The following is a 21,671-nucleotide window of genomic DNA, read 5'->3' as shown; positions in this document are numbered from 1 at the left end:
TGTGGGAGGGGGCAAGCCCCCTCCCACATTTTGAACTGTGTCAGGCAAAAGATCGGATTCTGACCGCCAATTCCGCCAACCCCTCATCATCGGCCCGCACATGATCGTGGGACGAGATGTACCCTTCATATGCCTCGAAGAACTTGTCCACCTTCGAACTCAGCGGCTTGAAGGTACTATCGCCGCCGGTCCCATGCATGGGAAACAACTTCGCATGCAGATGATCCACCCCATACCCTTCCAGCATCATCCCCGTACGGGCCACATCGGGAAACGCACGGTCGATCTGAAGCGCGGTTTTCTTCGCTGCAACGGCAAGCCCGGCCAACACCTCATCCGGCTGCGCAAACGCATAGCTGCCGTAGTGCTGCTTGGGGATCACCACGCTGAAACCCGGTGTATTGGGGAAAATCGAGAGAAACGCCATATGCTGGTCGTCTTCCCACAGAATGTGCGCTGGGGAGGTCTTCTTAACAATGCTGCAAAAAATACAATCCATTTAAATCACCGCCAGTTTCATCGTGGGTTTGGTCGTGTCGACCATCTAAAGCTAGGATGCGGCAGGCGTCAAAATAAATAGGCACTTTCAGATATGTCCGAAGGACACATGCGATGAGCACCCTCTACACCCCCGCCACCGCCGCGGCCGACGTTGAAACCACCCTTGCCTGGCTCGGCGGGCGCTGGAAACTGATCATCCTGTTCCACCTGTTCGGCGGTCAGGTGCAGCGGTATTCTGACCTCGAGCGGCTGATCCCGGACATCTCGCAGAAGATGCTCGCCCAGCAACTGCGCCAGCTCGAAGCCGATGGCCTGGTGCATCGCACCGTCTACCCGGTGGTGCCGCCCAAAGTCGAATACCGCATGACCGAGTGGGGCCAGAGCCTGTGCCCGGTGCTGGATGGCCTGCTCAAATGGCAGGCCGCCAAGCCGACGAGTTAGACCGTAGGCACGGTACCGCCGTCGATCACGTACTCGGTGCCGCTGATCGACGCGGCGCGGGGCGAGACCAGGAAGGCAATCAAGTCGGCCACCTCCCGGGGCTTGGCCGGGCGCCCAAGCGGAATACCGCCCAAGGCCTGCATGATGATCTGCTTGCCACCCTCGTAATCCGTTCCCGCCTGCTCCGCCAGACGCTCAGCCAGCGCCACCGCCGCGTCGGTCTCCACCCAGCCCGGCGAAACCCGCACCACTCGACCCCCCTTGGGCGTCACTTCTTTCGACAAGCTCTTGCTGTAGGTCGCCAACGCCGCCTTCGCCGCGGCATACGCCGTGGTCGACTCCGGCAACGGCAGCTCCCGCTGGATCGACGTGACATGAATAATCACCCCTGCCCCTCGCTCGATCATCCCCGGTAACAGCGCCCGATCCACCCGCACCGCCGCCATCAGGTTCTGGCCGAGTGCACTCGCCCACTGCTCATCATCGAGCACCGCAAAACCACCGCCTGGCGCGCTGGAGCCGCCGAGCACATTGACGATGATATCGACGCCGCCGAAGTGGTTTTTCACCGCCTCGGTAGCACTGGCACAACCTGCGGCAGTGGCCAGGTCGGCGACGATGAAATGCACGCCTTCGGGCGTCGAATCCGCCGCTGAACGCGCGACCGAAATCACTTGGGCACCTTGTTCACGCAACACCGCCACCACGGCAGCGCCGATACCTTTGGTGCCACCGGTGACCAGTGCACGAAGGCCTTTGAGGCCAAGATCAAAACTCATGGAAACGACTCCTGGGTAAACGAAGACCGCAGGATAGGAACCGGGCGCGCAGGCCACAAGAACGCACGAAAAGGTAATGGGCTCACTGAAAAGTAAGTGCCTGGATTCCGGGGCCCTCGTAACACGCCCACCCGTAGAAGCCGGCTTGCGAGCGCCTACAGATGCAATGCCCCCCCGTCATTACAGGATCGGCGCGCCGAATCTGCTCAGGCGTGGCATCCAGTGATCCAGGATCTGCGCCGACGCCAGGACATGATGTGCCCGCCCGATCAGCAGCCGACGCGGCACGACGCCGATATACCGGGAGTCATCGCTGTTATCACGGTTGTCCCCCAGCATGAAATAACTGTCGGCCGGCACCACCACCGGCCCGAAGTTGCGCAACGCCCGCACCGTTGGCATGAACTGCACGGTGCGCTGACGGTTGGCCACCCGTTCACTCAGCTTGATCCCCGGCACCGTATGACCGGGAACAATGGGCTCACTGATGTCTTGCGCGTCACTGTAAGTGGCCGGCACGCCGTTGACCCACAACACCTCGTCTTTCATTTCCAGGGTGTCACCGGGGATGCCGACAATGCGCTTGATCAGGCGCATGCCATCCTTGGGCGATGAGAACGTGACCACGTCACCGCGCTGTGGGTTATCGAGTTTGGCCAGGGAGATATCCGTGAGTGGGACCTTGAGGTCATACGCCACGCGGTTGACCAGCACCACATCGCCCTCCAGTAAAGTCGGGCGCATGGAGCCGGAGGGAATGGGGTTCCAGTCAGCCAGGGAGGTACGGAACACGCCGAAGCACAACCAGAAAATAATTGCGTAACGGTAACGGATCAGCCAACTTCGCATACATCCTCGCACGACAGAAAGGGGCATCAAGACTGCTTCTTGGACGCCCGGTTGTTGCACGCGCGGATTAAATCAACATTAGCGTCCACGCGCACTAAAAGGAGTTTTCGCCATGGATATCCGATGTTCAGTCTTCATCGCAGCCAGCATCGACGGCTTTATTGCCCGCCCGAACGGTGATATCGAGTGGTTGCACCGACCAGAGTACGAAACCGCCGAGTTGAACGGCGTGACCTATGAACGCTTCATCGCCACGGTCGATGCACTGGTAATGGGTCGCAAAACCCTGGAGAAAATCTTGTCCTTCCCCGAGTGGCCCTACGAGGGCACGCCCGTCATTGCGCTCTCCCACCAGCCGCTGCAGATCCCTGCGCACTTGGAGGGCAAGGTCGAGGTCATGGCAGGAGACGTCACCTCACTCGTGGCGACGTTAGCCGAACGCGGTATGAAGCACCTCTATATCGACGGAGGCCAGACGATCCAGGCGTTTCTTGAAGCGGGCCTGGTCAATGAACTGATCATCACGCGTATCCCGGTTTTACTCGGGCAAGGGATCCCACTCTTCAGCCAGATCGGTCGACAACTTGAGCTTCGCCATATCGGCACGCATGAGTCGGACAATGGTTTTGTTCAAAGTCGGTATCAAGTAATGCAATCTTCATAGCGGCGGCAGACACTCATATCGCGCAAGACGGACAGGAGGTCAGGATGACCAAGCACATTATTGTTATCGGCGGCGAGTCCACCGAAGACATGCAGCGTATGACGCGTATCGATAAACACATCGTCGCGTCATCAGGCAAAACTCACCCTACTGTGCTCTACATCTCCACCGCCAATCATGTTTCATCACTCTTTGAGCAAGCCGACATTATTTACGTACCAGCTTGCTGCCAGGAGCACTGTGTCCGCATTTCAGCTCAGAAGCAGGAAGGGAAACGTCGTTTGTCGAACTTGTTCAGCGTGAGGGGGTACGACCCGCCTACGCGGTCGATGATGGCGTCGCTTTGCATTTCAAGGACGGCAAGTACCACGAGACGATCTATAACGACGCCGCTAGTAACGCCTATAAAGTCAGTACAAGGGCCCCCTACCTAGCACAGGTATTGCAAACTTCAGGTGGGTAAACGCAGCAAGGAAATTTCCGACAGCGTTTTAGGGTTGTCGCTCGGAACATGGCTGCCTAATCTTCGGTGGTCGCTGAAAACTCAGCGACCGGGTTTCGCAGCCCGGTTAAACTCTAGACGCACAGCGTCCACCTCAAGATAGCGGGCGCTTTTTTATGCCTGATGTTATGGCGGCTGTGCGCGGGATACCTTCGGGTATGCCGGGTGCCTAGAGTCCCGGTCTGCGAACCTGCGCACAGCTGCCACCCGGGTATCGTTTCGCAGCGATGGGTGGTAGCTCCAATACTCTAGGAGCTTGGTCATGATCAAAGACAGTCGAATCCGCCGTCAGACTCAGCCGCGTTTCACACTGCGGCTCATCGAGCAATTAACCACTATCTGAACCCACCTGAGAAACCAGAGCCTTCTACTGAGGACCATAGTTTATTTACCGTACGCGAAGGATTAGACGTCGAGACGCTGCTGGTCAACGCGTCGGAGGATCTTGCCTCGGTTCAAGCGCTGACAAGCCATTTGGCTTTTGAGATCGACGGCAATCCTCGCAGCGTGGCCTTGGGAATGTGTCGGATGCTGGAGGGGATCCAGCTAATGGTGGATAAAACACTAAGCCTCAAAGACCATCCAACTCACACATAAATCTGAAACCGAAGAGTTCGCAAAGTGGGCACGGTAAAAACTGGGGGAGCTGGCTTGCCTGCGATTGCGGTGGGTCAGTCAACATTTCCGGTGACTGACACGCCGTCATCGCAGGCAAGCCAGCTCCCACAGTGGATCGAGTGAGCCGTTAAAACGGTGTGCAAAAAAAACGCCCCGAACCAGTCGGGGCGCTTTTTGTTCAGCGTTTACCGATCAGGCCTGATCAGCCAACCGCCACGTGGTCCCACCCTTGCCGTCTTCCAACACCACACCCATCGCGGTCAGTTGGTCACGGATACGGTCGGATTCCGCCCAGTCTTTATTGGCACGCGCAGCCAAACGCGCCTGGATCAGCGCGTCCACTTCAGCCGCATCTACACGCCCTTCGGCGCCGGCTTGCAGGAAGTCATCGGCTTCCATCTGCAACACGCCCAGTACGCTCGCCAGTTCTTTCAAGCGCGCTGCCAGGCCCGCCGCTGCGTCGAGGTCGCTCTCACGCAGGCGGTTGATCTCGCGCACCATTTCGAACAGCACGGCGCAGGCTTCCGGGGTGCCGAAGTCGTCGTTCATGACCTCGGTGAAGCGCGCAACGAACGCTTCGCCGCCTGCAGGTGCCACGGATGGCAAGCCTTTCAACGCATGGTAGAACCGCTCCAGGGCGCCCTTGGCGTCCTTGAGGTTGTCTTCCGAGTAGTTGATGGCGCTGCGGTAGTGGCTCGACACCAGCAGGTAACGCACCACTTCCGGGTGATACTTTTCCAGCACGTCGCGAATGGTGAAGAAGTTGTTCAAGGACTTGGACATCTTCTCGCCATTGATGCGGATCATGCCGCAGTGCATCCAGGCATTGGCGTAGGTCTTGCCGGTGGCGGCTTCGCTCTGGGCGATTTCGTTTTCGTGGTGCGGGAACTCAAGGTCGCTGCCGCCGCCATGAATGTCGAAGGTGTCACCCAGGCAGCAGGTGGACATCACCGAGCATTCGATGTGCCAGCCCGGACGCCCGGCGCCCCATGGCGACTCCCAGCTTGGCTCGCCGGGCTTGGTGCCTTTCCACAGCACGAAGTCGAGCGGGTCCTGCTTGGCTTCATCGACTTCGATGCGTGCGCCGATGCGCAGGTCTTCGATTTTCTTGCGCGACAGCTTGCCGTAGCCCATGAACTTGGCAACGCGGTAGTACACGTCGCCATTGCCCGGGGCGTAGGCATAACCCTTGTCGATCAGGGCCTGAATCATCGCGTGCATGCCAGGGATGTGGTCCGTGGCACGCGGTTCCATGTCCGGCTTGAGGATGTTGAGGCGCGCCTCGTCCTCGTGCATCGCGGCGATCATGCGCTCGGTCAGCGCGTCGAACGACTCGCCGTTTTCATTGGCGCGGTTGATGATCTTGTCGTCGATGTCGGTGATGTTGCGCACATAGGTCAAGTCATAGCCGCTGAAACGCAACCAGCGGGTCACCAGGTCGAACGCAACCATGCTGCGGCCGTGGCCGATGTGGCAGTAGTCGTACACGGTCATGCCGCACACGTACATGCGCACCTTGTTGCCATCCAGCGGCTTGAAGACTTCTTTGGTTTTGCTCAGCGTGTTGTAGATCGTTAGCACGATGCTTCCTTTTCTCTCTATGCAAAGCCGCTCACGGCTGCATCACTGGCCCCACGAATCACGCAGGGTCACGGTACGGTTGAATACCGGCTGACCTGGTTTCGAGTCCTTGATATCCGCGCAGAAGTAACCTTCGCGCTCGAACTGGAAACGGTCTTCCGGCTGTGCGTCGCCAAGTGATGGCTCGGCACGACAACCCGTGAGTACTTGCAGGGAGTCAGGATTGATGTTGTCGAGGAAACTGGCGCTGTCTTCGGCCTTTTCAGGGTTCGGCGAGCGGAACAGGCGATCGTACAGGCGCACTTCGCACTCGATGCTGGCAGCGGCCGGCACCCAGTGGATCACGCCTTTGACCTTGCGGCCTTCAGGGTTCTTGCCCAGGGTGTCCGGGTCGTAAGAGCAACGCAGTTCGACGATGTTGCCATCGGCGTCCTTGATCGCTTCGTCGGCACGGATCACGTAGCTGCCGCGCAGGCGCACTTCGCCATTGGGCTCCAGGCGCTTGTAGCCCTTTGGCGGCTCTTCCATGAAGTCATCGCGGTCGATGTAGATTTCACGGGCGAACGGCAGCTTGCGCACGCCGAGTTCTTCTTTCTGCGGATGACGTGGCAGCTCGAGGTGGTCGACCTTGTCTTCCGGGTAGTTGGTGATCACGACTTTCAACGGACGCAGCACGCACATGGCGCGCGGGGCGTTCGCGTCGAGGTCCTGGCGAATGCTGAACTCAAGCATGCCGTAGTCGACCACGCCGTCGGAACGGTTGGTGCCGACCATCTCGCAGAAATTGCGGATCGATGCCGGGGTGTAGCCGCGGCGGCGGAAGCCCGACAGCGTCGACATGCGTGGGTCGTCCCAGCCGTTGACGTGCTTTTCATCGACCAGTTGCTTGAGCTTGCGCTTGCTGGTGATGGTGTAGTTCAGGTTCAGGCGGCTGAACTCGTACTGGCGCGGGTGTGCCGGTACCGGCAGGCTGTCGAGGAACCATTCGTACAGCGGACGGTGGCTTTCGAACTCCAGGGTGCAGATGGAGTGGGTGATGCCTTCGATGGCGTCCGACTGACCGTGGGTGAAGTCGTAGTTCGGGTAGATGCACCACTTGTCGCCCGTCTGGTGGTGATGGGCGTGGCGGATGCGGTACATGATCGGGTCGCGCAGGTTCATGTTCGGCGAGGCCATGTCGATCTTGGCACGCAGCACGCGGGCGCCGTCCGGGAACTCGCCGGCGCGCATGCGGTTGAACCAGTCCAGGTTCTCTTCTACCGAACGGTCGCGAAACGGGCTGTTCTTGCCCGGCTCGGTCAGCGTGCCACGGTATTCCTTGGCCTGCTCCGGGGTCAGGTCGTCAACATAGGCCTTGCCGGCCTTGATCAACTCGACGGCCCAGTCGAACAACTGGTCGAAATACTTGGAGGCATAGCGCACTTCACCGGACCATTCGAAGCCCAGCCACTTGATGTCGCTTTCGATGGCGTCGATGTATTCCTGGTCTTCCTTGGCCGGGTTGGTGTCGTCGAAACGCAGGTGCGTGACGCCACCGAACTCCTGGGCCAGGCCGAAGTTCACACAGATCGACTTGGCGTGACCGATGTGCAGGTAACCGTTGGGCTCTGGCGGGAAGCGGGTGACGATCTGCGTGTGCTTGCCCGAATCCAGGTCCGCCTGGATGATCGGGCGCAGGAAGTTGACCGGGACGGCAGGTCCGGCCTTGGAATTCGAGGTAGGGTCGACAGTGGGCTTGCTCATAGGATCCTTGAACAGACAGGTTCGTGGCCGGTTGGGGCCAGACAAAACAAAGGCGATATCATAGCTGATGCTGTCAAGACACTGACAGAGCGCGGCCAAAAACTGCTGCTTTAATTGCCCCGGCGGTAAAAAACCACCTCGAAATTCCCGCCGGGCACGCTAAACTGCGCCCCTTGGCCGCAGTTTCGCCATACCGGCCGCGGTGCCCAGGCACCCAAACCCACGAATTCCCTGAAAAGAGTAGTGAACATGACTCAAGTCAAACTGACCACCAACCACGGTGACATCGTCATCGAGCTGAACGCCGAGAAAGCGCCGATCACCGTCGCCAACTTCATCGAGTACGTGAACGCCGGCCACTACGAAAACACCGTTTTCCACCGTGTCATCGGCAACTTCATGATCCAGGGCGGCGGTTTCGAGCCTGGCATGAAAGAAAAGAAAGACAAGCGTCCAAGCATCCAGAACGAAGCGGACAACGGCCTTTCCAACGACAAGTACACCGTCGCCATGGCCCGTACCATGGAGCCGCATTCGGCCTCCGCGCAGTTCTTCATCAACGTCGCCGACAACGCCTTCCTGAACCACAGCGGCAAGAACGTGCAGGGTTGGGGCTATGCGGTATTCGGTAAAGTCACCGAAGGCCAGGAAGTCGTCGACAAGATCAAGGGCGTGCAGACCACCGGTAAAGCCGGTCACCAGGACGTTCCGGTAGAAGACGTTATCGTCGAGAAAGCCGAGATCGTTGGGTGATATTGCTGATTTCAGATTTGCATCTGGAAGAGGAGCGCCCGGATATCACCCGGGCGTTTCTGGATCTGCTCCACCACCGCGCCCGAGGCGCCCAGGCGTTGTACATTCTGGGGGACTTCTTTGAAGCCTGGATTGGCGACGATGGGATGACCCCCTTCCAGCGTTCGATTGGCGCAGCCCTGCGCGAGCTGAGCGACAGCGGCACCCCGATTTTCATCATGCATGGCAACCGCGATTTCCTGATCGGCAAGGCGTTCTGCAAAGCTGCAGGTGCCACCTTGCTCAAGGACCCGAGTGTCGTGCAGCTCCATGGCGAGCCCGTGCTGTTGATGCACGGCGACAGCCTCTGCACCCGCGACGTCGGCTATATGAAGCTGCGGCGCATCCTGCGCAACCCGATTGTGCTGTTTATCCTGCGGCACCTGCCGCTGGGCACGCGCCATAAACTGGCACGCAAGCTGCGCAGTGAAAGCCGCGCGCAGACCCGCATGAAAGCCAACGACATCGTCGATGTGACCCCCGAGGAAGTGCCACGGGTGATGCAGCAGTTTGGCGTGCGCACCCTGGTCCACGGCCACACCCACCGCCCCGCCATTCACAAGTTGCAGATTGGCGACCAGGCGGCCAAGCGCATTGTGCTGGGGGATTGGGACAAGCAGGGTTGGGCGTTGCAGGTGGATGAGCAAGGGTTCCAGTTGGCGGCGTTTGACTTCGTCAATCCGCAGTTGGCGTTACCTGGAGCCTAAGCCCAGGCCCGACACCCTTCAACTGTGGCAGCTGGCTTGCGTGCGATGCAGGCACCTCGGCGCCTCAGATGCATCGAACTGAAGCTATCGCAGGCAAGCCAGCTCCCACAGTGGATTGCATTCCAACGCTATGACGGTCAGTGGCCGGAAGCCTCCGGCCCCGCCTTCGCCCCAAACGGCGGCTTGGCCAGCCACACCAGCAACATCAACCCCATGAACATCCACCCCAGCAACGTGAAGTAATCCACGGTGGACATCATGTAGGCCTGGCTGGTGAGGATCTGGTCCAGCTGCGTGTAGGCCTTCTGCCCTGCCCCGCCCAACGCCTGCAGGGCATCGCGGGTCGCGGAGTCATAGGTGGTCATGTTCTCGCTCATGTACGCATGGTGCTGGTCCGCACGGCGAATCCAGATCCAGGTGGTCAGCGAGGCCGCGAAGCTGCCGCCCAGGGTCCGCAGGAAGGTCGCCAGGCCCGCGCCGTCGGCAATCTGCTGTGGTGGCAGATCGGACATCAGGATGCTGAGCGTCGGCATGAAGAACAGCGCCACGCCGATGCCCATGAACAGCTGCACCAGGGCGATATGCTGGAAGTCCACCTCATTGGTGAAGCCCGCACGCATGAAGCAGCTCAAGCCAATCGCCAGGAACGCCAGGCCTGCCAGCAGGCGCAGGTCGAACTTGTGTGCGTACTTGCCGACGAACGGCGACATCAGCACCGGCAGGATACCGATCGGCGCGACCGCCAGGCCCGCCCACGTGGCGGTGTAGCCCATCTGGGTCTGCAACCATTGCGGCAGGATCAGGTTGATGCCGAAGAAACCCGCATAACCGAGGATCAACACGATGGTGCCGATGCGGAAGTTGCGATAGGCGAACAGCCGCAGGTTGACCACGGGGTGTTTGTCGGTGAGTTCCCAGATGATGAACACCGCGAGGGCAATCACCGAAATCGCCGCGCCAATGATGATGAAGTTGGATTCGAACCAGTCCAGGTCGTTGCCCTTGTCGAGGATGATCTGCAGGGCGCCGACACCGACGATCAGGCTCAACAGCCCCACATAGTCCATTGGCTGGAAACTGGTGACCACCGGACGTTTCTTCAACTGCGAACGCACCACCATCACCGCAAAGATCCCGATCGGCACGTTGATGAAGAAGATCCACGGCCAACTGTAGCTGTCGGTGATCCATCCGCCGAGAATCGGCCCCGCAATCGGCGCCACCACCGTGACCATCGCCAATAACGCCAGGGCCATGCCTCGCCTCGCCGGCGGATAGACCGCGATCAGCAGCGTCTGGGTCATCGGGTACAACGGCCCGGCCACCAGGCCTTGTATGACCCGGAACGCGATCAGCTCGGGCATTGAGGTGGAAATACCGCAGAGGAACGACGCCAGCACAAACAGCAGGGTCGCCCACAAAAACAGCTTCACCTCGCCAAACCGGCGGCTCAACCAACCGGTGAGCGGCAAGGCGATGGCGTTGCTCACCGCAAACGAGGTGATCACCCAGGTGCCTTGCTCCGAACTCACGCCGAGGTTGCCGGAAATAGTCGGCAACGCCACGTTGGCGATGGTGGTGTCGAGCACCTGCATGAAAGTCGCCAGCGACAGGCCAATAGTGGCCATCAACAGGCTGGGTGGCGTGAAGGAGGCGTTATTGCTCATCAGCGTTGCGCAGCCTTGGGTGTTGCCGTGCTGTTGTCATGAATCAACTGATTGATCATGGCGTCAGCCTCGGCCAATTGGCGGTCGTACACGTTGGTGGTGAACGACGCCTTTTGTGGCGCCTGTTGCGCCAGCACCGGGCCGCTCTGGTCGTGCAGGTCCACGTTGACCACCGTGGAGAGACCTACGCGCAGTGGATGCTTGGCCAGCTCTTCGGCGTTGATATGGATGCGCACCGGCACCCGTTGCACGATCTTGATCCAGTTACCGGTGGCGTTCTGCGCCGGCAGCAGGGCAAACGCGCTGCCGGTACCGGCGCCCAAGCTGTCCACGGTGCCGCTGTACTTCACGTCACTGCCATAGATGTCCGACTCGATGTCCACCGGTTGGCCAATGCGCATATCGCGCAGCTGGGTTTCCTTGAAGTTGGCATCGATCCACAACTGGTTCAGCGGGATCACCGCCATCAACGCCGTGCCGGGTTGCACACGCTGGCCCAGTTGCACGGTGCGCTTGGCGACGTAGCCGGTGACCGGTGCAATCAAGGTGCTGCGCGCATTGGTCAGGTAGGCCTGGCGCAATTGCGCGGCGGCCGCCTGCACATCCGGGTGGGAGCTGATGACCGTGTCATCCACCAGCGCGTTGCTGGTTTTCAATTGCTGCTCAAGGTTGGTCAGGGCGTTCTTGGCCGCCGTCAGGCTGTCACGGGCGTGAGACAGTTCTTCCTGGGAGATCGCCCCGCCCTGGGCCAGGGTCTTGCGACGGTTGAAGTTGTCTTGGGCGGTTTGCACGTCGGCTTTCTGTGCATTGACCTGGGCCTTCATGCCATCGACGTTGCTGTACAGCCCCCGCACCTGGCGCACGGTGCGGGCCAGGTTGGCCTGGGCGCTCTGCAGGCCAACGGCGGCGTCGTTCGGGTCGAAGTTGACCAGCACCTGGCCTTCGTGGACCAGGTCGCCATCATCGGCGCCGATGCTGACCACAGTCCCTGTCACCAGCGGGGTGATTTCAACCACGTTGCCGTTCACATAGGCATCGTCGGTGCTTTCGTTGAAGCGGCCGTAGAGCTCATACCAGCCCCACACGCCGACCACGCCGAGGATGACGATCAGCGCCAGGCCGATCAGCATCACTTTGCGTTTGCGTGGGTTGTTGTCTTGTTTGGGTTGTTCGCTTGCGTGGGTGTTTTCGGCAGTGGCCATGACAAATACCTCAAATTATTCCGTGCGTGTGGCTGGGGTGGTCGCTGCCACGTTGTCGGCGCTGTAGCCGCCGCCCAGGGCCTGCATCAATTGAATCGACAGATCGATCTGCGCCGCATTCAGGGTCGCCAGCTGACGCTGGGCCTGCAGCAATTGCTGTTCGATGCTGAGCACATCCAGGTAGTTACCGATCCCGGAGCTATAGCGCTGCACGCCGGTGTCGTAGGACTGCCGGGCAATGTCCGCAGCGTGTTGCTGGGCCTGGATCTGCCGGCCGGTGTCGCGCAGTTGCGAAAGGGTGTTGCCGATATCGCCCAAGGCTTGCACCAGGGTCTTGTTGTACTGGGCCACGGCCAGGTCGTAGTCGGCGTCACGCGCATCGAGGTCCGCGCGCAGCCGCCCGCCGTCGAAGATCGGCAGCGAGATCGTCGGTGCTATGTTGAAGAAGCGGCTGGCCGAACCGAACATCGCATCACCCAGCAACGACTCGGCCCCGGCGCTCGCGCTCAGGTTGAGGTTGGGGTAAAAGCGGGTCTTGCTCGCATCGATGTTTTTGCCTGCGGCCTCGACACGCCAGCGCGCGGCAATGAGGTCCGGGCGACGGCCGAGCAGCTCGGCCGGCAGCACCGACGGCACGGCGACGGCGCTGGGTTTCAGCACGGCGGGCCGGGCCAGTTCATTGCCACGGTCCGGCCCCTTGCCGAGCAACACCGCCAGGGCAATCTTGGCGCTTTGCAGTTGTTTTTCCGCATCGATCAATTGCGACTGGGAGCTGGCTTCCAGGCTTTCGGTCTGCTGGTACTGGTACTGACTGTCGATGCCCGAGTTCAGGCGGCGCTTGCCCAGGTCGAGCATCTGCCGGGTACGCTTGAGGTCGTCGTTGGCCAGGTCCCGCACGATATGGGCCTGGCCCAGGTCGCTGTAGGCCTTGGCCACGTTGGCGGCCAGGGTCAGGCGCGCCGCCTGCTGATCGACCTGGGCGGCACGCGCCTCACCCAACGCGGCCTCCCAGGCAGCACGCTGGCCACCCCAGAGGTCGAAGTTGTAATTGAAGCTGGCGCCGATGTTGCGCACGGTCGAATAGGCATCACCTTCACCGCGCGGGTCCTGGTCTTTGGCCAGGCGTGAACGGCTGACACCCGCGCTGGCGTCCAGGGTCGGCATGCGCTCGGCGTCTGCAGCGTAAGCAGCGGCTTCGGCCTGATGGGCACGGGCGCTGGCGACTTGCATGTCGGGGCTGTTTTGCAGGGCTTCCTGGATCAGGCCGTCGAGCTGTGGGTCGCCGAGGCTTTTCCACCAGTCGGCGGTGGGCCAGGCGGCACTCGACAAGGTCATGCCGCTGAGGGATTTACCGGTTTGCAGGGTGTTGGCGTCGAGGCGTTTGCCTTGGGTGTCGAGGCCACTGTAGTTGGCACAACCGGCCAGTGTCATCGCCACCAGCACCAGGCTGAATGCGCGTGTGTTCATGAATTACCTACCCGCTGGATGACGATGGCGTCACCTGCTGCGACGAGAATTTTCTTGAGGATGTTTTCCAGGGTTTGCAGCTCGCCGGGCTCCAGGGCGCCGGCCAGTTCGTTCATCGACTGGGCGCCAATGTGCGGCAGCATGTCCGCCAGGCGCTGGCCGTCTTCGGTGAGCACCAGCCGCACCTGGCGCCGGTCCTGCTCGGAACGTTGGCGCGCCAGCAGGCCCTTTTGTTCCAGGCGGTCGAGCATGCGGGTCATGGAGCCGCTGTCCAGGGACAGGTTGCGACACAGCTCCGCCGGGGTATCGACGTCGAACTGGGCAATGATGATCAACACCTTGAACTGCGCAGCGGTCACGCCGTGCGGCTCCATATGGGTGTCGATAATGCGGTCCTTGAGCAGCGCCGCCCGGCCCAGGAGCAGGCCGAGATGGCAGTTGCGAAAGCTGTCAGGGGTGAAGTGGGGCATCGGAAGTCACCTTATTACTGCCTAGGCAGTGAATGTATGACAAGATGTTACTGCTTAGGCAGCGAATGTCAAATGGAATTATTAGCTTGCTTGGTAATTGCGCGACAGGCGGGCTGGAGGGCTTGCACATGTGAAAAGGGGCTTGCCCCCGATGGCGGTGTTTCAGTCAGCCCCCACTTGACTGACCCACCGCCATCGGGCGCAAGCCCCCTCCCACTTTGTTAACCGAGCAAGGTTCAGAAATCGCGTTTGTAGAAGATATCTAGGGAGCTGGCCACGCCGCTCGCCACTTCCAGGTACACCTTCTTGCTCAACAGGTAGCGCAACGCAATCGTGCTGGCCGGTTCGAACACCCCGACCCCGTAACGCAGGCTGAGTTTCTCGGTGATCTTGCCGCTGGCTACCACGGCGGTGTTGTTGCCGCTGCCCTGGGTGTCGAGGTCGAAGTCCTGGATGCCCAGCTTGTTGGCAAGGTCCGAGGTCACTCCGGCGCTGCCCATGAGGCCCAGGCCCAGTGCGGCTTGGGCCAGCATGTTGTTATCTTCGCCGGTGCTGCTCAACGGACGGCCCAACACCAGGTAGGACAGTGCCTGCTCCTGGCTCATGGCCGGCTCGGAAAAGATTTGCGTCGTGGGTTGTTCGGCGCTGCCGCTGAGGCGGATGCCGGCCACCACATCGTCGGTCTTGCGGATCGCCTCAATGTCCAGGTACGGCTGGTCAAGGGGGCCGGCGAACAGCAAGCGCGCGCGACGCACGTCCAGCCGCTGCCCATAGGCACGGTAGCGACCATCGTTGAGCCACAGCTCGCCACGGGTGTCGAGGTTGTCGCCGATATGCACCTGGCCTTGCACCTTGGCGGTGAGACCGAAGCCGGAGAAGTTCAGCTTGTCTTCACCCACCACCACGTCGATGTCCATGGCCATCGCCATTGGCGGCTTGCCCTCTTCGGTCTGGCTACCGACGATCACGGTGTCATCGGAGACCTTGACGGTGGACGGCGGCAGTTCGCGCACCGTGATATCGCCACGTGGGATGTGCACTTTGCCGGCGACGGCCAGCTTATCGTTCTTCAGGCTGATTTTCAGGTCGGGCGCCACTTCCAGAACGGCGTATGGCTCGACCGTGACCGGCAATTGCGAGCCTTGCAAACTCAGATCCACCACCAGCGCCTGGCCCCAGTCGATCTGGCCCTTGAGGCTACCCTGCCCCGCCTTGCCGCTGCGCCAGGCGCCGTTGAGCTGCACACTTTCGCCCGCAATCAGCGCTTGTACATTCAAGCCTTCGAGACTGATGGGCAGTTCCGGGCCCGACACCTCGCCTCCCACCAGGTTCACGTTGCCGTTGACCTGGGGCGCCAGCAAGCCACCGGAGATACGGCCGTTGCCATTGAGCTTGCCGGTGAGGGTTTCCACCATCGGCACAAAGGGTCGTGCCACCGCGAGGTCGAGGCCGGCGAGGCTGAAGTTGCCGGTGATGGGCTTGTTTTTCGGCAAGGGGTTGATCTGCGCCTGCACCAGCAATTCACCGAGCTTGCCACCGCGAAAGTTCAGCTGTGTGTCGATGCGCTTGGGGTTGAGGGTGGTTTCCAGCTTCAACGTGTCATACGGGAAATCCAGCCACTGGTCCTTCTCCTTGACGCGCAGGGTGCCGCCACTGGCGTCCACCGAGACCACGCCTTTGGGGCCGCTGTCCGGCAGGTCCAGTTGAAGGTCGGCGTTGAGCTTGCCCTGCCAGGCAAAATCCTTGGGCAAGAACGCCGCCAGGCTGTCGATGGGGAATTGCTTGAGGTGGTAACGCAGCTTCGGCTCAGGCATCAGGCGCTGGTCTTCGCCACACAGGCTGGCAGGCCCGGACACCCAACAATGCGCGGCGAACGTGAGCTTGCCATCGGCAAAGCGCTCGATCTTCGCTGGCGCCTGCAGCTTCCAGTCCTGGCCTCCGGCTTGTACATCACCACTGGCCAGGCGCCCGCGCCAATTGCCCTTGTCGAGATTGCCGTCCAATGCCAGCGCCAGCTTGACCAGCGGGCCGGCCAGGTCCAATTGGACTTTCTGGTACTTGATATCGCCTTGGGCGCTGGCGGTCAGGGTGCCGACCTGGGTGTCGCCGGACTGGATGCCGCTGCCCTTGAGGTCGATCTTGGCGCGCTGGGCGTTATCCAGGTTGGCGTCGAGGGTGAGGCTTTGCAGGCGATTGTCAGCAAACGCCAGTTGCTGGCCCTTGAGGGCAAGCTTGCCCTGCGGGGCGTTGAGGCTGCCCGCCACGTCGAGTCGGCCGTTGACCTGGCCGCGCAACTGCGGCCACAACTGGGCCAGGCGCGCCAGTTTGATATCGATCTGCCCGGCCAGGCGTTGTTGCAGGCTGCCACTGCCATTGATGCGGTTGTCGCCCAGGCGGATATCCAGGTTGGCCAATGTCCATTGCTCGCCCGCCCCTTCGGCCTTGGCTGCCAGTACCGCGGTTTGCCCGCGAAGACGCCCCTTGAGGTCGAGGTCGGCATCCAGCTTGAGGTGCTCGTTCTTGAACTCGCCTTTGCTGCGCAGCGGCCCGGCCAGGGTACCGGGCAGTTCAGCCACCCAGTACGCCGGGTTCAGCGCCGACAGGTCGAGCGCCGTGTCCCAGGCAATGCCATCGGCAAATTGCAGGTTAAGGTGGCCTTCGGCCTTGCCTTGGCCGGCGGTCAGTTTCAGCTCGGGCAAAAAGACCTGCTTGAGGTCGCCACTGAACGGCGTGACCACATTGAACTTGCCCGCCGGGCCATCGAGGTCGGCCTTCAGGTTGCCCAGGTAGTTGCCGTCTTTGTAGGAGACCTCGCCATTGAACGTACGCAAGGCGACTTGCGGCTCGTCAATGACCGGGTAGAGGCGATGCCAGGGGAAGTCCAGCCAGTCGATCTTGGCGTCGGCGCTGAACCCTTGTTGCCAATCCAACTGGGCCGTCAGCTTCAGGCTTTGCTTGTCACCGGCACTCAGGTCCAGGCCGGCGATCTGCGCGCCCTTGGCGTCGACCTTGCCTTGCAGCAGCAAGTCCACCGGACCTTTTTCCGCCGGCAACACGGCCTTGCCCATCAATTGGTAACCGCGGTTCAAATCACCTTTGGCGGTGAGGTCGAGTTGATTGAGTTGCAGCGTGTCGGGCAGATCGGCGCTGGGCTTGAAGCCGTCGGCGGTGATGTGCAATTGAGCCGGGAGATTTTCCACCAGCGGCTGCAGCTCTGCGCTGAGCTTGGCCGGCAGGTAGCCCGTGCTGTCGGCGTCAAGCTTGAGGGTCTTGAGCAGATCGCCGTCGACCTTGAGCGCCACCTTCCACGGTGCACCGCCTGGCGCGTACGGCAGGCTCAAGTTACCGCTGGCGCTCAACGGCCAGTCGCCGGTGGGTTGCAGCAGGCCGGCCAGGTCCAGCACCAGGTCATCGCGCTGCAGGTGCACCGAGTCGATCTGCAGGCCGGCGGCGGTCCAATGCGCCGCCAGTTGCAGGCCCTTGAGTTCCTCGCTGCCGTTGAACAGCAGGCTACCGACGCGAACGTCGCCCACTTGGATCGACACCGGCAACTTCACGTCGGGCAGTTCGATTGGTCCGCTGCTGTCCTCGGTGCTCGGTGGAAATTGCAGGCTGACCTGCTCCACGTCCAAGCGGTCAATACACAAGGTCATGCGCAACAGGCACGCCGGTGACCAATCAAACTGGGGCGCCTGGAGTTCGACGCGACTGCTGCCCTGCTGCCACAGTAAATGCTCGGCGCTCCACTGGCCGCCCAGGTGGCCCTGGAAATTTTCCACGCTCAAGCCCGGTACGCGGGCCAAAGCCCAGCGGCTGCCCGCCTGGGTGCCAAGTACCGCCCACAGCGCCAATAACAACACGGCAAGGCTGGCCACCACGGCCAGCCCCGCTATTTTCACACCACGCATCACAGCTCAGGCCCCATGGAAAAGTGCAATCGAACGCCGCCCGGGTCTTCCAGGGCATGGGCCAGGTCAAGGCGGATTGGGCCGACCGGCGAGACCCATCGGATACCCACGCCCACGCCGGTTTTCAGGCTGGGCAGTTCCAGGGAGTTGAAGGAGTTGCCCTGGTCGATAAAGGTCGCGATCCGCCATTTCTCGGCGATGGAATATTGATACTCGGCACTCAAGGCCACCATGTAGCGGCCACCGATGCGGTCACCACGATCGTTCTCGGGCGACAACGTCTGGTACTCGTAGCCACGTACGCTCTGGTCACCACCGGCAAAGAAACGCAAGGACGGCGGCACGGATTTGTACCCATTGGTGGCACTTCCGCCCACCTGTGCGCGCGCGAGGAAGCGGTGGTTGTCCCACAAGGTGGTCAGCCCTTTGACCATGGCCGTGCCGTAGAGCAGGTTGGTATCGGAACCCAGCCCTTCTTTCGCCACCTTGGTATCGAATTGCAGACGGTAGCCGTGGTGCGGGTCGATGCGGTTGTCACTGCGCAGGTAGGAGTAACTGATCCCCGGCATGACCAGGTTGCTCAGGCCGGAGTCATTGCCCAGGCGATATTCTTCGCGCTGGTATTTGAGCGAAATCACCCGGGTCCAACCGCTCGGCAACTTGCTGTGCCACTCGGGGCCGAGGGTGAGCAATTTACTCAGGGTGTCGGTGTTGGCGATTTCTTCATTCTGATAACCACCGGCGAAACGCAGCTTGTCGGTAAGCGGCGGGTCGAGGGGGATGTCGTACCACAGGCCAACGTTCTGCCGTGGCGCCGACAGCTCGGCCTCCCAGCCATAACTGTGGCCTTGAGGGTTGACCCAGTGGCGGGTCCAGTTGGCTTTACCGCGCGGGCCGACGTCGGTGGAGAACCCCAGGCCCAGGCCCATGGTGCGTGGCTTGCGGGTCTCCAGGCGCACGGCGACAGGAATGATGTCATGCGTCGAAGCGGCCGGGGCGGCGTCCACGCGCACACCTTCGAAAAAACCGCTGGCCTGCAGGTTCTGGTTGAGTTCGGCGATCAGTTCGGAGTCGTAAGGCGTGCCGCTTTTGAACGGCACCATGCGTTGCAGCAGTTCTTCGTCAAACGGCGTATCACCGGCAAAACTGACGTTGCCGAGGGTATAGCGCGGGCCGCTGTCGTAGACGAGTTCGATATCGGCGACGCCGGCCTGCGGGTCTACCGAGAGTTTCTGGCGGGTGAAGCGACCGCTGAAAAAGCCGTAGCGCGACGCCTGGTTCTGGATCAGACGCTTGGCGTCTTCGTAATGGCCATGGTTGAGCACGGCACCGGATTTGAGGTCGTCGCTGACGGGCACGCGAAAGGCCTTGAGGTCGGCGGCAGGGCCGTCGACCCGAATGGTCACGTTACGCAAATGCACCGGCTCACCGGGGTCGATGGTGAGGATCAGGCGCGGGTTCTTGCCGCCCTTCACGTCACTCTCGATCTGTGGCTGATAGAAGCCTAGAGCCTGCGCAGCTTTGCGCGCCTGCTCCTCGGCGCCACGGCTGAACCGCAGCAAGGCCTCTTCATCACGATCGCCCACCCCGCCGATATAGCCTTCGATGTTGGCTTTCAACGCGTCGTTTGCGGGTTTGATCCGCACGTCCAATTCGCTCTGCGCCAAGGCGCCGCAGCTTGTGAACAGCAGAACCAAGCCGCTGGTAAATCTTCCTGGAAACTTCATAGGCGCGGATGCTACACGAGCTGGGGAGAAACTTAGAACTCAGACAATTCTGAAAAATTCTGCGCTAAGCCGTTGCAGCATGTAACGACTGGGGGTTGGGGTGAAAAAACACGTGCTCCAGAACGGGTCCGACAGCGACTTCACCAATTTCCTCATAACCCTGACGCTTGTAGAAATCCAGGTAGCGTGAGTTGCCCGTGTCGAGCACTACACCGGAGGAGTGCGGGTCTTCGGCGCACCAGTTATGCACGGCCTCCAGCAATTGCTCACCATAATGCTTGCCCTGGAATTGCGGGTGAATACCCAGCAATGGCAGCACATGCACCGACTCATTGGGCAGGCATGCCAGCACCGCGTGATGGTAGTCGAGGTAGCGCCGCGTACCGCGCACGCCCGTGCTCAGCCACATGCGCAATTGCCAGGCCCAGCTCTCGGTAATCCCCAGGCGCCGCTGCGGTGGCGCGATCAGGGCGATGCCGATCAACCGGTCGTTGACGAACAGGCCAATGGCCGGAAGCTTCTGAAAAAAGTGCTGCTTGACCAGTTCGCGCACCGTGGCGCGTACCCGCTGCTCGTAGCCCGGCCGCTCGGCTTCAAAGATATAGGCAAAGGTCGGCTCGTGACGGTAGGCCTGATACAGCAGGGAACGGGCCTCGCGGGAATAGCCGCTGTTGAGCAGGCGAATTTCGGCAATGGCAGTCGAGGTGTCAGGCATACGATCAATCTCCCTGGGCACCGCTCAGGAGGCGGCGTTCTTATGGGTACGAACCCACGCAGCACGAGTCGTTCCCAGACATTAGCAGCGCATCTGTCCTACCGCCACGCTGGCCCCCGTCCGACTTGTCCGCTAGCATCGCCCTTTTGCCAGACTGGACTGCCGACCATGAAAATCGTCTCCTTCAATATCAACGGGCTGCGCGCCCGCCCTCATCAGCTGGCGGCGCTGATTGAAAAGCACCAACCTGACGTGATCGGCCTGCAGGAAACCAAGGTCCACGATGATCAATTCCCTCTGGCCGAAGTCCAGGCCCTGGGTTATCACGTGTACTACCACGGCCAGAAAGGCCACTACGGCGTGGCCATGCTCTCGCGCAAAGAAGCCTTGAGCGTGCACAAAGGCTTTGCCAGCGACGAAGAAGATGCCCAGCGTCGCTTTATCTGGGGCACCTTCGCCGACGAAAACGGCCACCCGGTCACCATCATGAACGGCTATTTCCCCCAGGGCGAAAGCCGCGACCACCCCACCAAGTTCCCGGCCAAACAGCGCTTTTATGAAGACTTGCAGCACCTGCTGGAAAGCCAGTTCAGCAATGACCAGGCACTGGTGGTGATGGGCGATGTGAATATTTCCCCGGAAGACTGCGACATCGGCATCGGCGCCGACAACGCCAAGCGCTGGCTGAAAACCGGCAAGTGCAGTTTCCTACCAGAAGAACGCGAATGGATGGCCCGCCTGAAAAACTGGGGCCTGGTCGACAGCTTTCGCCACCTCAACCCGGACGTGGCCGACCGCTTCAGCTGGTTCGACTACCGTAGCCGTGGCTTTGAAGACGAGCCCAAGCGCGGGCTGCGCATTGACGTGATCCTGGCCTCCAATGGCCTGCTGCACCGGGTCAAGGACGCCGGCGTGGATTACGATCTGCGCGGCCTGGAAAAACCGTCGGACCACGCGCCGATCTGGCTCGAACTGAGCTGAAAACACCCTCCTTTGTGGGAGCGATAGCCACAGGTTGCTACAGAACGCTGTAGCAACCCCGGTAACCACGATGCGAAGCGAGCCGCTTTTGATCGTGATCTTGATCTGGCTTTTGACCTTGCTTCTGATCTGAGCCGCCCCATCAAACACGCTGGCCGGAATTCGACAGGGATTTGGGGGGTAAACCGGCAGGGATGCCGGTTTAGCCGCCCCGCGCCATGGAGGGCGCGTGGCGGCGGCCCCCCAAATCCCTGTCGGATTACGGGCACACCGAGCCTAGGCGAGGTGCCGAGTGTTGGGGCAAGAGCCTTTTGGTTACTTTGGGGCTCTTTTCCAAAGTGACCCGCCGTCAGAGCG

The 21,671-nt window shown here is 61.0% G+C and carries 18 protein-coding genes and 1 pseudogene; 7 read left to right on the top strand and 12 right to left on the bottom strand.

All coding sequences use genetic code 11. The features are described 5' to 3' along the window. Nucleotides 1-40: 40 nt before the first annotated feature. Nucleotides 41-499, bottom strand: coding sequence for an HIT family protein (locus tag CQ002_RS15920; protein ID WP_098466863.1), 459 nt, complete (start codon nt 497-499; stop codon nt 41-43). A gap of 113 nt (nt 500-612) precedes the next feature. Here CQ002_RS15920 and CQ002_RS15915 point away from each other — a divergent pair, with 113 nt between their 5' ends. Further along, nucleotides 613-942: a helix-turn-helix domain-containing protein gene (locus CQ002_RS15915; RefSeq protein WP_034106931.1), complete on the top strand. Its 330-nt coding sequence runs from the start codon at nt 613-615 to the stop codon at nt 940-942. Here the strand turns inward: CQ002_RS15915 and CQ002_RS15910 are convergent. Both CQ002_RS15910 and lepB read right to left on the bottom strand, forming a co-directional pair. Continuing rightward, entirely contained in the window at nt 939-1,721 is a 783-nt protein-coding gene (locus CQ002_RS15910; RefSeq protein ID WP_105162510.1) for an SDR family oxidoreductase, read from the bottom strand. The two genes, CQ002_RS15915 and CQ002_RS15910, sit on opposite strands and share 4 nt — an antisense overlap. Nucleotides 1,722-1,901: 180 nt before the next feature. Then, a complete protein-coding gene (lepB, locus tag CQ002_RS15905; protein ID WP_034106935.1) occupies nt 1,902-2,570 on the bottom strand; it encodes a signal peptidase I in 669 nt (222 codons plus the stop codon). Nucleotides 2,571-2,682: 112 nt separating this feature from the next. On the opposite strand from lepB, the gene CQ002_RS15900 reads away from it, so the two are divergent. From CQ002_RS15900 to CQ002_RS28565, 3 genes and pseudogenes are all read left to right on the top strand, one after another. Beyond that, nucleotides 2,683-3,234: a dihydrofolate reductase family protein gene (locus CQ002_RS15900; protein WP_069077705.1), complete on the top strand. Its 552-nt coding sequence runs from the start codon at nt 2,683-2,685 to the stop codon at nt 3,232-3,234. 223 nt (nt 3,235-3,457) lie between these two features. After that, nucleotides 3,458-3,697: a Type 1 glutamine amidotransferase-like domain-containing protein gene (locus CQ002_RS28915; RefSeq protein ID WP_199777305.1), complete on the top strand. Its 240-nt coding sequence runs from the start codon at nt 3,458-3,460 to the stop codon at nt 3,695-3,697. A 301-nt stretch (nt 3,698-3,998) separates the two neighbouring features. Then, nucleotides 3,999-4,333: pseudogene (locus CQ002_RS28565) on the top strand (DUF6124 family protein). A 213-nt stretch (nt 4,334-4,546) separates the two neighbouring features. Here the strand turns inward: CQ002_RS28565 and cysS are convergent. Together cysS and CQ002_RS15880 are read right to left on the bottom strand one after the other, a co-directional pair. Further along, nucleotides 4,547-5,935, bottom strand: coding sequence for a cysteine--tRNA ligase (gene cysS / locus CQ002_RS15885; protein ID WP_034106943.1), 1,389 nt, complete (start codon nt 5,933-5,935; stop codon nt 4,547-4,549). A gap of 42 nt (nt 5,936-5,977) precedes the next feature. Continuing rightward, a complete protein-coding gene (locus CQ002_RS15880) occupies nt 5,978-7,678 on the bottom strand; it encodes a glutamine--tRNA ligase/YqeY domain fusion protein (RefSeq protein WP_034106945.1) in 1,701 nt (566 codons plus the stop codon). Between the two features lie 249 nt (nt 7,679-7,927). Here CQ002_RS15880 and CQ002_RS15875 point away from each other — a divergent pair, with 249 nt between their 5' ends. Beyond that, the gene (locus CQ002_RS15875) at nt 7,928-8,431 is read left to right on the top strand and encodes a peptidylprolyl isomerase (RefSeq protein ID WP_034106947.1); all 504 of its coding nucleotides are present in this window, start codon (nt 7,928-7,930) and stop codon (nt 8,429-8,431) included. Then, nucleotides 8,428-9,177, top strand: a complete 750-nt coding sequence (gene lpxH, locus CQ002_RS15870) for a UDP-2,3-diacylglucosamine diphosphatase (protein ID WP_069077709.1) — start codon at nt 8,428-8,430, stop codon at nt 9,175-9,177. The genes CQ002_RS15875 and lpxH overlap by 4 nt, the downstream gene beginning before the upstream one ends. Before the next feature lie 137 nt (nt 9,178-9,314). Here lpxH and CQ002_RS15860 read toward each other — a convergent pair whose 3' ends face one another. The 7 genes from CQ002_RS15860 to CQ002_RS15830 all read right to left on the bottom strand — a co-directional run bounded on the left by CQ002_RS15860 (nt 9,315) and on the right by CQ002_RS15830 (nt 20,333). After that, nucleotides 9,315-10,844, bottom strand: coding sequence for a DHA2 family efflux MFS transporter permease subunit (locus tag CQ002_RS15860; RefSeq protein WP_034106951.1), 1,530 nt, complete (start codon nt 10,842-10,844; stop codon nt 9,315-9,317). After that, nucleotides 10,844-12,046: an efflux RND transporter periplasmic adaptor subunit gene (locus CQ002_RS15855; protein WP_034106953.1), complete on the bottom strand. Its 1,203-nt coding sequence runs from the start codon at nt 12,044-12,046 to the stop codon at nt 10,844-10,846. The genes CQ002_RS15860 and CQ002_RS15855 overlap by 1 nt, the downstream gene beginning before the upstream one ends. Nucleotides 12,047-12,061: 15 nt before the next feature. Beyond that, nucleotides 12,062-13,513: an efflux transporter outer membrane subunit gene (locus CQ002_RS15850; RefSeq protein ID WP_034106955.1), complete on the bottom strand. Its 1,452-nt coding sequence runs from the start codon at nt 13,511-13,513 to the stop codon at nt 12,062-12,064. Further along, nucleotides 13,510-13,983, bottom strand: a complete 474-nt coding sequence (locus CQ002_RS15845; protein WP_034106957.1) for a MarR family winged helix-turn-helix transcriptional regulator — start codon at nt 13,981-13,983, stop codon at nt 13,510-13,512. Before CQ002_RS15845 ends, CQ002_RS15850 begins: the two co-directional genes overlap by 4 nt. A gap of 236 nt (nt 13,984-14,219) precedes the next feature. Further along, a complete protein-coding gene (locus tag CQ002_RS15840; RefSeq protein WP_105162511.1) occupies nt 14,220-17,891 on the bottom strand; it encodes a translocation/assembly module TamB domain-containing protein in 3,672 nt (1,223 codons plus the stop codon). Next, nucleotides 17,891-19,618: an autotransporter assembly complex family protein gene (locus CQ002_RS15835; protein ID WP_034106960.1), complete on the bottom strand. Its 1,728-nt coding sequence runs from the start codon at nt 19,616-19,618 to the stop codon at nt 17,891-17,893. The genes CQ002_RS15840 and CQ002_RS15835 overlap by 1 nt, the downstream gene beginning before the upstream one ends. Before the next feature lie 64 nt (nt 19,619-19,682). Next, the gene (locus CQ002_RS15830; protein ID WP_034106961.1) at nt 19,683-20,333 is read right to left on the bottom strand and encodes an N-acetyltransferase; all 651 of its coding nucleotides are present in this window, start codon (nt 20,331-20,333) and stop codon (nt 19,683-19,685) included. Nucleotides 20,334-20,501: 168 nt separating this feature from the next. Between CQ002_RS15830 and xthA the strand changes: the two genes are divergently transcribed. Beyond that, nucleotides 20,502-21,314, top strand: a complete 813-nt coding sequence (gene xthA / locus CQ002_RS15825; protein WP_034106963.1) for an exodeoxyribonuclease III — start codon at nt 20,502-20,504, stop codon at nt 21,312-21,314. The last annotated feature ends 357 nt before the right edge of the window (nt 21,315-21,671 follow it).

Source organism: Pseudomonas sp. MYb13, assembly GCF_002980075.1.
GTDB classification, from domain to species: domain Bacteria; phylum Pseudomonadota; class Gammaproteobacteria; order Pseudomonadales; family Pseudomonadaceae; genus Aquipseudomonas; species Aquipseudomonas lurida.
This window is presented reverse-complemented; position numbering and strand designations above follow the sequence as displayed.